This is a genomic window from Psychrobacter nivimaris, from assembly GCF_043419765.1.
Lineage (GTDB): Bacteria > Pseudomonadota > Gammaproteobacteria > Pseudomonadales > Moraxellaceae > Psychrobacter.
The window spans coordinates 77,368-89,093 of sequence record NZ_JBHOFX010000003.1 but is presented as its reverse complement, the minus strand read 5'-3'; the positions used below and the strand labels follow the sequence as shown (position 1 = coordinate 89,093).

Below are 11,726 nucleotides of genomic sequence, written 5' to 3'. Positions count from 1 at the left end.
GACGGCTCAGTAAATATTGAGTCGTCCTTTTTTATATAGATTAAATAACGCTTAATCTAAATGCTGTTTGAAACCACGCTGCTTATCACGTTCCCAGTCACGATCTTTTAGCGTTTTGCGTTTGTCATGCTGCTTTTTACCCAATGCTAGACCAATTTGGCATTTCACCAATGAGTTTTTCCAGTAGCAAGACAGCGGTACGCAAGCGTAGCCTTTCTGGTTGATTGCCCCAGATAGTTTCTCGATTTCACGACGGTTTAGCAGCAGTTTACGAGTACGAATACTGTCTGGACTAACGTGCGTTGAGCTCGATAGTAATGGCTGAATATGCGCCCCAAACAAAAAGGCTTCGTTATTGCGGAATATGACGTACGCTTCGGTAATGGTCATTTTTCCTGCGCGAATGGCTTTGACTTCCCAACCTTGTAATGCCAGTCCTGCCTCAAAGGTTTCTTCGATAAAGTACTCATGACGCGCCTTTTTATTGGCACAAATCTGATTATCTGGCTTTTTTGATTTTTTTGACATAATTTCTCCATAAGGATGACCTAAAACACAGGCTCCTTATTTAATCAGTCCCACTAATTCCTCATCCTAATCCAATAACTAGTCTTGTTTTTTATTTCGATTATGAGATGGATGAGTCGAACTGCCTATTGTATCAAAGCCTCTGGTGAAAAGGTAAATCGGCTGTTAGGACAAATGTAGCAGATAAGTATTAAGTTTGAGCAAAATTTGCTAGCATATGGCCTAATATCACCGATTATATCAGTCATGCTATGAGCCACTCTATTTCTCCCAATTCCTCAAAGCTACATACCAAAATCCTATACCCTGGTACCTTTGATCCTATTACCAACGGTCATGTAGATTTGGTTACACGCGCCGTTAAGCTATTTGATGAGGTTGTTATTGCGGTTGCCTCAGGCCATCATAAAAAACCCTTATTCAATTTTGAAGAGCGCGTTGCTTTGGTCGAAACCGTATTTGCAGACTTACCGCAAGTATCTGTCATTGGTTTTGAAGGGCTGCTTGTTGACTTTATGCGTGAAAAAAACGCCACGGCAGTTTTACGTGGCTTGCGTGCAATGTCAGATTTTGAGTACGAGTTTCAGCTAGCTAATATGAATCGTGAACTTGATGAAAACTTTGAGGCAGTGTTTTTAACCCCATCTCAAAATTACTCATTTATCTCATCTACTATGATTCGCGAAATTGCCAAGCTCGGTGGTGACGTCAATAAATTCGTTCCACCCTGTGTTTTGCAAGCATTCGACAAAAAGTTAAATAGTAAATAAAAGGTACTGCATCAAAGATATGCTGCTAGCACTTGCTAAAATAGCAAGGAGCAGCCATATATGACTGATATAAGCAAAAATATAAGGAACAGTTCATGGCACTATTAATCACTGATGAGTGCATCAACTGTGATGTGTGCGAGCCTGCTTGCCCCAATGAAGCCATCTCAGAAGGGGATGATATTTATGTCATCGACCCTGATCTATGTACAGAATGTGTCGGACATTTTGACGAGCCACAATGCGTTGTGATTTGCCCAGTCGACTGTATTCCTCACGATCCCAATCATGTTGAGACTGAAAGCGACCTGCTGTCTAAATACAAGCGTATTACGGGTCAATAGAGTACTTATAAGCGATTGATGACGTTTGGGTTTACAACGTTTTAGGGACAACACGATGACCATGGAAAAAGTAACCACGCAAACAGCAACCACGCAATCTATCCAAGTCACAAACGACTTTGATCAGCAACACCTCTGGCACCCTTATGCTAGCCTGCCACCCACTTATTCTAATATCGTAATCGATCGAGCTGAAGGTGTTTATATCATTACCGAGGATGGCACGCGCTTGATCGATGGTATGTCATCATGGTGGGCGAGCGTTCATGGTTACAACCATCCAAAACTGAATGAAGCACTGACTAAGCAATTGGGTAAAATGGCGCATGTCATGTTTGGTGGATTGACTCATCAGCCAGCGATAGATTTGGGCAAAAAACTGCTCGACATTGTACCTACTGGACTTGATGCGATTTTTTATGCGGACAGTGGCAGTATCGCGGTAGAAGTGGCACTAAAAATGGCGCTGCAATATCAAGTGGCTGCCAAGCGTCCGAACAAGCAGCAGTTTGCATCAACTCATTCAGGGTATTACGGAGATACATGGCATGCGATGAGTGTCTGTGATCCTATCAATGGAATGCACAGCCTATATGGCAAGCAGCTACCGATGCAGCATTTTGTTCCTGCACCGCCCATTGGCTTTGATCGCGCACTGACAGTAGATGAGCGTGAATCATTAGCTCAGTTTTTTGTAAAGTATGGCGAGCAGCTGGCGGGGTTTATCATTGAGCCAATTATTCAGGGTGCAGGCGGGATGCGTCTTTATAGTCCTGAATATCTACAATTGCTGCGTCAACTGTGCGATGAGCATGATGTACTATTGATTGCAGATGAAATCGCTACTGGGTTTGGGCGTAGTGGTAAATTATTTGCGTGTGAACATGCAGCTATTAGCCCTGATATCATGACTATTGGCAAGGCGCTAACGGGTGGCTATATGACTTTTGCCGCAACGTTATGTACCCGCAGAATTGCCGATACCATTCATAATAGTGACTATCCAGCCCTTATGCATGGCCCAACCTTCATGGGCAATCCACTGGCTTGTGCAGTTGCGTGTGCATCGATTGATTTGATTATGTCTTATGATATCGAAGCGCGTACCGCAAATATGCAACGCATTATGGAGCAGCAGCTAGCACCAGCCGCGTTATTAGAAGGTGTTGTTGAAGTGCGCTGCTTGGGCGCGGTCGCCGTCATTGAGTTGCATGAAGCGGTCGATATGCCCATTTTTCAGTCTTTATTGATTGATAACGGTATCTGGGTCAGACCATTTGGTAAGCTGGTGTATATTATGCCACCTTACGTGATTACTGATGATGAGCTGGCTACCTTATGCCAAGCGTTGCTAAAAGTAGTGCGTACGTATTTAGAAGACCGAGGTCAACCATGAGTGTTCTATTTGTTTCTGGTATCGATACCGATATTGGTAAAACTTATGCTACTGGGCTGCTTGCTAAAGCCCTTATGCAGCAAGGCTTAAATGTCATCACTCAAAAGCTAGTACAGACAGGTGTATCGATCAATCCAGACGATGGTGAGATGAATATCGCTGATGACATTATTACGCATCGTCAATTAATGGACATACCTCTGCAGCCATGTGATCTCGATTTTACGACTTGTACTCATCGTTATAAAAAGCCTGCGTCTCCTCATTTGGCTACTAAATTATCAGGGGAAACACTTGATCCTGATATGATTACTAACGCCACCAAGCGCTTACAGTTACATTACGATGCGGTACTACTAGAAGGTGCAGGTGGCTTACTTGTTCCCATTACAGAAAATTTACTGATATTAGATTATATTGCCGAGCAAGGCTATCCTATCGTCTTGGTCACCTCTGGTCGATTGGGCAGCATCAATCATACGTTGCTGAGTTTAGAAGCTATAAAGTCGCGCGGATTAATAGTACATAGTTTAATTTATAATCATATTCATGATGATGCTGAACAAACGGATACGGAGATCGCAAATAGCACTATTAAATTTCTACGAAAATATTTGGACAATCATTATCCCGCAGCGCATTGGCTACAGATTCCGTATTTAAAAGATAATCTGGTCGGTAGTCTTGAAACACTGCCAGAAAATTTTGTTTAGCCTATTTATGTTGTCCACAAAAATAAATCCAAAAGACATTCGCAGGCAGTCATAAGTTTGCTATACTAGCGCGCTTGGTAGACTAGGCGATCGCCGCTGCACACTGGCAACAGATGAGCAGGGGAGGAAAGTCCGGGCTACATAGGGCAGCGTGCCAGCTAACGGCTGGGCAGGGTAACTTGACGACCAGTGCAGCAGAGAGTAGACCGCCTTTAGTATCTTAGGATATTATCGGTAAGGGTGAAAGGGTGCGGTAAGAGCGCACCGCGTGGCTGGCAACAGTTCACGGCATGGTAAACTCCACGCGTAGCAAGACCAAATAGGCATCGGCATGGCGCGGCCCGCGTTCGATGCGGGTAGGTTGCTTGAGCGTATTAGCGATGATACGCCTAGAGGAATGATCGTCCACGACAGAACCCGGCTTATCGGTTTACCAAACCTTTTTTATTGTTTGATGTAGTAATAGTTGCGATTAATCTGAATTAAATTCGTTTTTTTGCAAAAAATGCTTATTAGGGGTTGACGGCAGTCAACAGCTTGGGCATAATGTGCAGCCTAAAACGGCGATGTAGCTCAGCTGGTTAGAGCGCATGACTCATAATCGTGAGGTCAAGAGTTCAAGTCTCTTCATCGCCACCATATACAGCAGTACTAAAAAAACCAATCTATCGAGATTGGTTTTTTTTTGCCCGAAATAAATGATTTTATAAACTAGAAGCTGTTGATACATAGCATTTTAGGTGTGATTTACTTACAGATTTCTTACTAAATCATAGGTTTATCTGTCTATATACAGATTAATTCTTGTAACTTATGTCGCGCTTACTTATCATAGGGGCTGTTTTCGGTAAAGTCCTGTAACGCCATGTCTGTCCAACTACCTCCTTATCGTCCTATTAAGCATCGCAGTGGCCTTAAAGTCATGGGTGCAGCCTTTCATGCATTACTCATGCGCGAGCTACAGACTCGCTTTGGCGGTTATCGTTTGGGCTACTTGTGGGCACCGCTTGAAGTGATGATACAAATAGTAATACTTTTAGTGTTGTTTAGTGCCATACGCGAACGCTTAGTACCAGGTATGGATTTCTCCTTATTCCTAGTAGCAGGTATGGTGCCTTTTCGTATGTTTCAACGAATAGCCATAAGATCACTTGGGGCGGTGAGCGCCAACCAAGGCTTATTGATGTATCGTTCGATAAAGCACATTGATGTCATCATCGCACGTTCCTTTCTTGAATTGATTATATATTTCGTTACCTTCTTAATATTGTTAGCAAGTCTGACCTTTTTTGGTATATATCCTAGTTTAGATAGTCTACAAATAGTTTTGTTTTGCTGGTTTACGATGTTTCTTTTTAGTTTTGGAGTGGCACTCATATCTATGGTCATCGGCTTCTATGGTGGAGAAATAAGTAAATTTATTTCGGTTATATTTACGATAATTTATTTTACTTCAGGTATTCTGTATCCTATACATATAGTCCCTGAACCTTATTTTAGCTACCTGCTATATAACCCTTTTATTCACAACATTGAGCTGATTAGACACGCCTTCGCGCCGAATTATCCAGCCGATCATATTGATATTTGGTACTTTTTAGAATGGATGTTCGTTGTGAACTTTTTGGGACTTTTACTCTATAAGTATGCTGAACGTGACATGATCCGTTCTCGTTAAGGTAATATCAATAACTATGAGCGCTAATATTAAGAAAGGTAAGTAAATGATTGAGATAAAAAATATTTCTAAGTCATTTATGACAAAGAAAGGCCGTCATTACTTGTTCAAAGATTTAAATCTGACTATTGGTGATAAACAAAGTGTGGGCTTGCTCGGTCGTAATGGTGCTGGTAAATCAACATTACTACGTATTATCTGTGGGCTGGACGAACCGGATAGCGGTGAAATTATTACCGACTCGACTATTTCTTGGCCTGTTGGAGTTGCAGGTGGTTTTCAGGGTAGCTTAACAGGCCGTCAAAATGTCCGCTTTGTTTGCCGTTTATATTCAAGCGGCCCTTACATTGATGAAAAAATTCGTTTCGTTGAAGAGTTTGCTGACATTGGTAATTACTTTGATATGCCAGTAAAAAGCTATTCATCAGGAATGAAAGCCCGCTTAACGTTCGGTTTAAGCTTAGCCTTTGATTTTGATTACTATATGCTCGATGAAGCAGGTGCCGTTGGTGATGCAGCATTCCGTAAACGTAGTGAAGAGATTTTAGCGGCCCGCCGCGCACAAGCAGGATTTTTAATAGTGTCGCACAATATTGGCGATATCAAACGAAACTGCGATATTGGTATTGTACTAATGGATCAAACAGCACATGTGTTTGACGATACAACAGAAGCGATTGAGGTTTATGAAAAGCATATCCACAAAGCAAAAAAGTAAGATAATTAACTTCTCGCTGTTTATTGGCTTGGTCATCCTTCCTTGGTTGCTCGTTATATACTATGTAATGACACTGGCGCATCCGCGCTTTGTTTCGACTGCTGACGTGGTAGTGAAGCAAGTTAGTGATTCGAGCGTACCATCTGGTGGCGGACTATCAGCGCTATTGGGAGTAAATAGTACCAGTAAAGAAGATGCGACCTATTTGACAGAGTATATTTTGTCGAATGATATGGTGAAGCGACTCGATAATAAGTTTAAGTTCCGTGAAGCTTACTATGTTGATGGTTCAGACCCTATTTATGAAATCGATCCTGATGCGACCCAGGAAGATTTGCTTGAATACTTCAAAAAACGGGTTCACATTGATCTCGATGAGCAGAGCTATGTGCTTTCGGTATCAACAGAAGGCTTTGACTCAAAGTATGCTTTTGAACTGAACAAAGCTATCTTAGGTGAGTCTGAGCGTTTTGTGAACCGCATTTCACAGGAAGTGGCTCGTGATCAATTGGCGTTTGCAGAAACTCAGTTAGACGAGTCAGAAGAGCGTTTAAACGATGCCAAAGAGCAGCTACTAAACTATCAGAATGAAAACGAAATCTATGACCCACAAGCCAATGCGCAAATCGTCAATCAGTTAATTGGCAGCTTGCAAGCGCAATTAAGCTCGTTGCGTACCGAAGAGCGTCAGTTACTCAGTTATCTAAATCCAGATGCGCCGCAAGTGGTTTCACTAAGAAGCCAGATAAAGGCTGTTGAAGAGCAAATCACTCAAGAACAAACCAAATTGACCTCGCCAAATACAACCAAATTAAACCGTCAAGCAGTACAGTTTGAGACCATTAAGGCAGATGTGGATTTTGCTACCGAGTTGTATAAATTGTCGTTGTCATCGCTTGAGAAATCAAGACTAGAAGCATTCAAGAAAATGAAAAACCTGATTGTGATTTCAACGCCCTATGAAGCTGAAGATGCAACATATCCGCGCCAAGCGTATCTCATTTGGACATCGCTTGCATTGCTCTTAATGCTATACGGATTTGTGCGTTTGGTAATGGCAGTTGTCCGTGATCACCGTAGCTAATCTTGAAAAACCAGATATCAGTAATGATCGATAGATCAGGAAAGGAATATAACTCATGAATATGAAACCACGTTCTATCGTGATAGCGACAAGCTTGGCAATGGCGGCGACTAGTATGTCTGCAACAGCTGCAAGCAGTTATGCAGATCAAATATCAGGTTCGGACTTTGGCACAAGCAGTAATAACATGAGTCAATCTCAGAACCAGAGCAATATTAACGTGTCTACTCAAGCATTTGCTGGGGCAGTGCCAGGGCAAGCAACGACTCAAGAAGCGGTCAATGCAGCGAGCTTACCAAGCCAGTCGGTCATCAATACTACGCGTCCTTATCAAGATATTAAAACTCAAGATATGATGTTCGGTGAGCAATTATTCCGTGGAGCATTTTCGACGACTTCAGGCTCTACCTTTAATGACAGTTATGTGATTAACCCTGGCGATAACGTCCAAGTAAGAATGTGGGGCGCTTACCAGTATGCTGCAACCATGACCGTCGATCCACAAGGTAATATTTTCTTGCCGAACGTTGGACCAGTCCGCGTCTCTGGTGTACAAAATGGCAGCTTACAAAACGTGGTTAAAAATGCTGTCAGTCGTATCTATCGCTCGAATGTAGGGGTTTATGCTTCATTAGAGCAGGCGCAGCCAGTTAAAGTATTCGTCACAGGTTTTGTTAAGCAGCCAGGCTATTACGGTGGTCTAGCAGCAGACTCGGTATTGTCTTATTTAGATAGAGCAGGCGGCGTTGACCCGACACGCGGTAGTTATATCGATATTCAAATCAAACGTAATGGTCAAATGCTACAGCAAGTCAATTTATATGATTTTTTGCTAGCGGGTAAATTACAGGCATTTTCATTCCGTGATGGTGATGTCATCACTGTGGCACCACAGAAAAAGACATTTGTGGTAAGCGGTCAAGTTCAAAACGAATATACCTTTGAGTTTGATGTGAATGATCTGACTATTGGTGATGTGTTGCAAGTTTCTAATCCAGCAGCTAATGCTACTAATGTCAGTATCACTCGCAGTGCAGGACGTGCACAAACGGCAGAGTACTACTCATTAAGTGAAGCCCAAAACGTTCCTGTTTATAACGGCGATCAAATGGTAGTAACGTCAGATCGTTACGCAGGTACCATCGCGGTGCAGGTAAAAGGTGCACATACTGGTAATGGCGCGATGGTTGTACCATATGGCGCGCGTCTAAAAGATATCGTGCCACAGTTACAGCCAAGTCCGCTGGCAAAATTAACGCATCTAACCATCTATCGTGAATCTGTTGCTAAGCAACAAAAACGCATGATTAACGAGTCGCTCGATCGTCTAGAAGAATTGACACTTGCCACTCAGTCAACGACTCGTGAAGAAGCCGCATTGCGTCAAGATGATGCAGCATTGGTTAAGCAGTTCGTCGCTAAAGCTCGTAATGTTCAGACGGATGGTCAAATCGTCGTTGTGCCAAATTCGTGGCAGGATATTATTCTGCAACAAGGCGACATCATTGAGATACCAGCACAAACATCAGTCATTACAGTCAATGGTCAAGTACGAGCACAAGGGGCACTTACCTTTAATCCAGACTATACCGTTGGAGACTATGTAGCGAACTCTGGTGGTTTCTCTGACAATGCTGATACAAAAGATATCTTAATTATTCATCAAAATGGAGCGAGCCAAGTGGTCAATACTGCGTATCGTATTCAACAGGGTGACGAGATTATGGTATTACCAAAAGTCAAAACTAAGCGTGTGGAGATTGCGCGTGGCCTATCACAGATTGTTTATCAGTTAGCAATTGCTGCCAAGGTTGTTTTAGATCTATAACGGTTAACTATTCATGATGTAACGATGTCGGCTGAACGAATTTAACCAAAATTAACGAGTAAAGGTATCAAAGATATGGCAAAAGAAGTAGCGAATGAAGTCAAGGTATCTGATGTGTCTACCTCTGATCATGCGCTACTTTCGCCATCGTCACAGTATCAATCGCCAAAGCAACTGGCAGTGATTGGTAAGGGTATGTGTCACAATAACTTGCTACTCTCGCAAGTGCTGCAAGCTGATATCCAGCGCTGGTATCCGTGGTCAGGCTTGCAACAAAGTGTAGTAAATCGCAAGAAAAAACCACAACCTGAAGCATTTATTGGATGGGGGCATAAGAAAAGCTTCCAACGAGCTGATAAAGCTGCCACCCGTCAGGACGTGAATACCTTAAGTATTGAAGATGGATTTTTGCGTTCATTGGATTCAGGTATTAGTAGTCGCCATGGCTTAAGCGTGGTTGTCGATGATATTGGCATCTACTTTGATATGACGCACCACTCACGTCTTGAGCAGTTAGTTATTGAGCGCACCAAGAGTACTATCAGTAATCGCGCAGCAGGCGAGGCACGTGCTCGTCATCTGATGGCACGTATATGCGAAGAAAAACTGAGTAAATATAATTCCATAATCGATTGTCCGTCGTTGGATAAATTGATTAATGAAGAAAATATTAACGAAAAGGAAAATGCTTCACAATCACATATCCTGTTGATTGACCAAGTAGCGGGTGATGCCTCTGTTAAAGGCGCTGGTGCGAATAAACGTCAATTTAAGAAGATGCTAAAATCTGCATGTCGCAACCATCCTAACGCCCATCTTTGGATAAAGGCTCATCCTGCATCAAAATCAGGCTACTTATCCAACTTAAAACTGCCTAAAAACGTTAGGTTATTGACTGAATCTCTCAATCCTATCGAACTGCTTAAGCAAGTAAGTGATGTCTATACCGTCAGCTCACATATGGGCTTTGAAGCATTAATGCTAGGTAAAAAAGTGCATTGCTTCGGGGTCAGCTGGTACAGTGGGTGGGGGCTGACCGATGATGCTAACGCACCTAAAAACTTACTTAAATCAGTTCAAAAACGTCGTTTAGAGTCAGCTAAGATACTCCTCAACAATAAAGATTTGTCAAACTCAGCAATGTTTCCTACCACGTCACATAAGACGCTTGAAACGTCATTAGAAACATTATTTTATAGTGCTTATATTGATTACAGTCGTTATGTAGATCCAGCAACGAAACAAGCTTGTGATATCGATACAGCCATTGAGTGGTTGGTGACCAATCGGCGATGGCAAGCGCGCCTTGAAGGCGATTTGACGATATATGAGTTTAGCCGTTGGAAACTGCCTTTTGTAAAAGCTTTCACAGACCTACCGCGTACGACATTATTTATCAAACCAAAACCACGTCTAAAAAACCTTCTACATCCAGACCATTTCCGTGTCAATTTCAGCCAGCCTTTACTGGTATGGGGTTTGGCCAAACGTCAGCAAGTACAGAAGAAGCTACAGAGTAAACTTGCTGAACAAAGCTCGGATATGCCAGCTATTTATTGTATGGAAGATGGTTTTATCCGATCAAATGGTTTAGGTGCTACTTTACTGGCGCCACTGTCTGTTGTCATAGATAAACAAGGTATTTATTACGATGCGACCCAGCCTTCAGACTTAGAAACATTGCTGCAAAATTGTCAGCCATTAAGTTCTGAACAGCGTCTTCGCGTAAACAAACTGCAAGACAAACTGCTGAATCAGCGGGTAAGTAAATACAATGTTGGGGTTGGTATAGATGTTTCTAGTATTCAAAATAACTCGTGGATGCAGGAGGCCAAAATATCTGGGAGACGACGCGTTCTTATTATCGGTCAGGTAGAGGACGATTTGTCAGTACAGTACTGCGGCTCTACAATAAAGACAAACAGTGGTTTGATCGAACGTGTACGACAAGATAACCCAGACGCTTATTTGATTTATAAGCCGCATCCTGATGTAGAAGCAGGACTGCGAGCAGGTAAAGTATCAGAAGCTCATCTACGACAAGTTCAAGCGGTTGCCTACGATACTGCAATGCCTGATTGCTTAGAATGGGTGGATGAGGTTCATGCGATCAGCTCATTGACTGGTTTTGAAGCGTTGCTGCGAGGGTTAGACGTTACCTGTTATGGATTGCCGTTTTATGCAGGTTGGGGATTGACCACAGATATTGACGAGCAGTCGTTACCGAAAGCTACCTATCTAAAAAGGCGTCAACGAGATATACCTTTGACTCTTGAGCAGCTAATATATGGCGCGCTTATATGTTACCCGTTGTATCGTCTGCCTGACGGCTATGGGCTGGCACAAGTAGAGCAGGTGATTGATTATTTGTATCCTCTTAAAGATTTACATCTGCTTGAGAGCAGTGAAGAATCGCAATCTAAAATGGCTAGTACTTTAAATAGTTCATCTAAGACTGTGGCCTCGTCTTTATCTACAAAATTGAAACGTCACGCGACTATACGTTTTATGCAGCAACGTCATCGATGGCAACAGAAATTGCGTAAAATGTCTCGTTGATTTATTAGAGTAGCACCATATAATTGCATTGCGACAAATAGGTGCTTTTTCGGTATAATCAATTTTACGCTATTTGTTTTTACACGGTTGTACGACCTTTCTCATTTT

Annotated in this window: 10 protein-coding genes, 1 tRNA gene and 1 other RNA gene; 11 read left to right on the top strand and 1 reads right to left on the bottom strand. The window is 42.4% G+C overall.

The window, feature by feature from the left end:
* Positions 1–51 precede the first annotated feature (51 nt).
* Entirely contained in the window at positions 52–528 is a 477-nt protein-coding gene (gene smpB, locus ACHEVO_RS07150) for an SsrA-binding protein SmpB (RefSeq protein ID WP_057758370.1), read from the bottom strand.
* A 251-nt stretch (positions 529–779) separates the two neighbouring features.
* Between smpB and coaD the strand changes: the two genes are divergently transcribed.
* From coaD to ACHEVO_RS07095, 11 genes are all read left to right on the top strand, one after another.
* On the top strand, positions 780–1,298 hold the full coding sequence (gene coaD, locus ACHEVO_RS07145) for a pantetheine-phosphate adenylyltransferase (protein WP_102094580.1): 519 nt from the start codon (positions 780–782) through the stop codon (positions 1,296–1,298).
* A gap of 95 nt (positions 1,299–1,393) precedes the next feature.
* Entirely contained in the window at positions 1,394–1,642 is a 249-nt protein-coding gene (locus ACHEVO_RS07140) for a YfhL family 4Fe-4S dicluster ferredoxin (RefSeq protein ID WP_021814308.1), read from the top strand.
* Between the two features lie 55 nt (positions 1,643–1,697).
* Positions 1,698–3,038, top strand: coding sequence for an adenosylmethionine--8-amino-7-oxononanoate transaminase (bioA, locus tag ACHEVO_RS07135; protein ID WP_394124442.1), 1,341 nt, complete (start codon positions 1,698–1,700; stop codon positions 3,036–3,038).
* Entirely contained in the window at positions 3,035–3,751 is a 717-nt protein-coding gene (gene bioD / locus ACHEVO_RS07130) for a dethiobiotin synthase (RefSeq protein WP_394124441.1), read from the top strand. Before bioA ends, bioD begins: the two co-directional genes overlap by 4 nt.
* A 74-nt stretch (positions 3,752–3,825) precedes the next feature.
* An RNA gene (rnpB, locus tag ACHEVO_RS07125) (RNase P RNA component class A) lies at positions 3,826–4,192 on the top strand.
* A gap of 121 nt (positions 4,193–4,313) precedes the next feature.
* Positions 4,314–4,390, top strand: a tRNA-Met gene (locus tag ACHEVO_RS07120).
* Positions 4,391–4,616: 226 nt separating this feature from the next.
* Positions 4,617–5,429 (top strand): ABC transporter permease, encoded by an 813-nt coding sequence (locus ACHEVO_RS07115; protein WP_394124440.1) that lies wholly within the window; start codon positions 4,617–4,619, stop codon positions 5,427–5,429.
* Between the two features lie 46 nt (positions 5,430–5,475).
* Positions 5,476–6,147 (top strand): ABC transporter ATP-binding protein, encoded by a 672-nt coding sequence (locus tag ACHEVO_RS07110; RefSeq protein WP_394124439.1) that lies wholly within the window; start codon positions 5,476–5,478, stop codon positions 6,145–6,147.
* The gene (locus ACHEVO_RS07105) at positions 6,116–7,231 is read left to right on the top strand and encodes a capsule biosynthesis protein (protein WP_341609773.1); all 1,116 of its coding nucleotides are present in this window, start codon (positions 6,116–6,118) and stop codon (positions 7,229–7,231) included. The genes ACHEVO_RS07110 and ACHEVO_RS07105 overlap by 32 nt, the downstream gene beginning before the upstream one ends.
* A gap of 55 nt (positions 7,232–7,286) precedes the next feature.
* Positions 7,287–9,059, top strand: a complete 1,773-nt coding sequence (locus ACHEVO_RS07100) for a polysaccharide biosynthesis/export family protein (protein WP_394124438.1) — start codon at positions 7,287–7,289, stop codon at positions 9,057–9,059.
* A 75-nt stretch (positions 9,060–9,134) separates the two neighbouring features.
* Positions 9,135–11,618 carry a capsular polysaccharide biosynthesis protein gene (locus ACHEVO_RS07095; RefSeq protein WP_394124437.1) on the top strand — a complete coding sequence of 828 codons (2,484 nt, stop codon included), beginning with the start codon at positions 9,135–9,137 and terminating at the stop codon, positions 11,616–11,618.
* Positions 11,619–11,726 lie beyond the last annotated feature (108 nt).

What these genes read in the sequence shown, in the direction of transcription:
- ACHEVO_RS07105 (WP_341609773.1), top strand. Translation starts at nt 6,116, where the DNA reads ATGAAAAGCATATCCACAAAGCAAAAAAGTAAGATAATTAACTTCTCG.
- ACHEVO_RS07115 (WP_394124440.1), top strand. Translation starts at nt 4,617, where the DNA reads ATGTCTGTCCAACTACCTCCTTATCGTCCTATTAAGCATCGCAGTGGC.
- ACHEVO_RS07095 (WP_394124437.1), top strand. Translation starts at nt 9,135, where the DNA reads ATGGCAAAAGAAGTAGCGAATGAAGTCAAGGTATCTGATGTGTCTACC.
- bioA (WP_394124442.1), top strand. Translation starts at nt 1,698, where the DNA reads ATGACCATGGAAAAAGTAACCACGCAAACAGCAACCACGCAATCTATC.
- bioD (WP_394124441.1), top strand. Translation starts at nt 3,035, where the DNA reads ATGAGTGTTCTATTTGTTTCTGGTATCGATACCGATATTGGTAAAACT.
- ACHEVO_RS07110 (WP_394124439.1), top strand. Translation starts at nt 5,476, where the DNA reads ATGATTGAGATAAAAAATATTTCTAAGTCATTTATGACAAAGAAAGGC.
- smpB (WP_057758370.1), bottom strand. Translation starts at nt 528, where the DNA reads ATGTCAAAAAAATCAAAAAAGCCAGATAATCAGATTTGTGCCAATAAA.
- coaD (WP_102094580.1), top strand. Translation starts at nt 780, where the DNA reads ATGAGCCACTCTATTTCTCCCAATTCCTCAAAGCTACATACCAAAATC.
- ACHEVO_RS07100 (WP_394124438.1), top strand. Translation starts at nt 7,287, where the DNA reads ATGAATATGAAACCACGTTCTATCGTGATAGCGACAAGCTTGGCAATG.
- ACHEVO_RS07140 (WP_021814308.1), top strand. Translation starts at nt 1,394, where the DNA reads ATGGCACTATTAATCACTGATGAGTGCATCAACTGTGATGTGTGCGAG.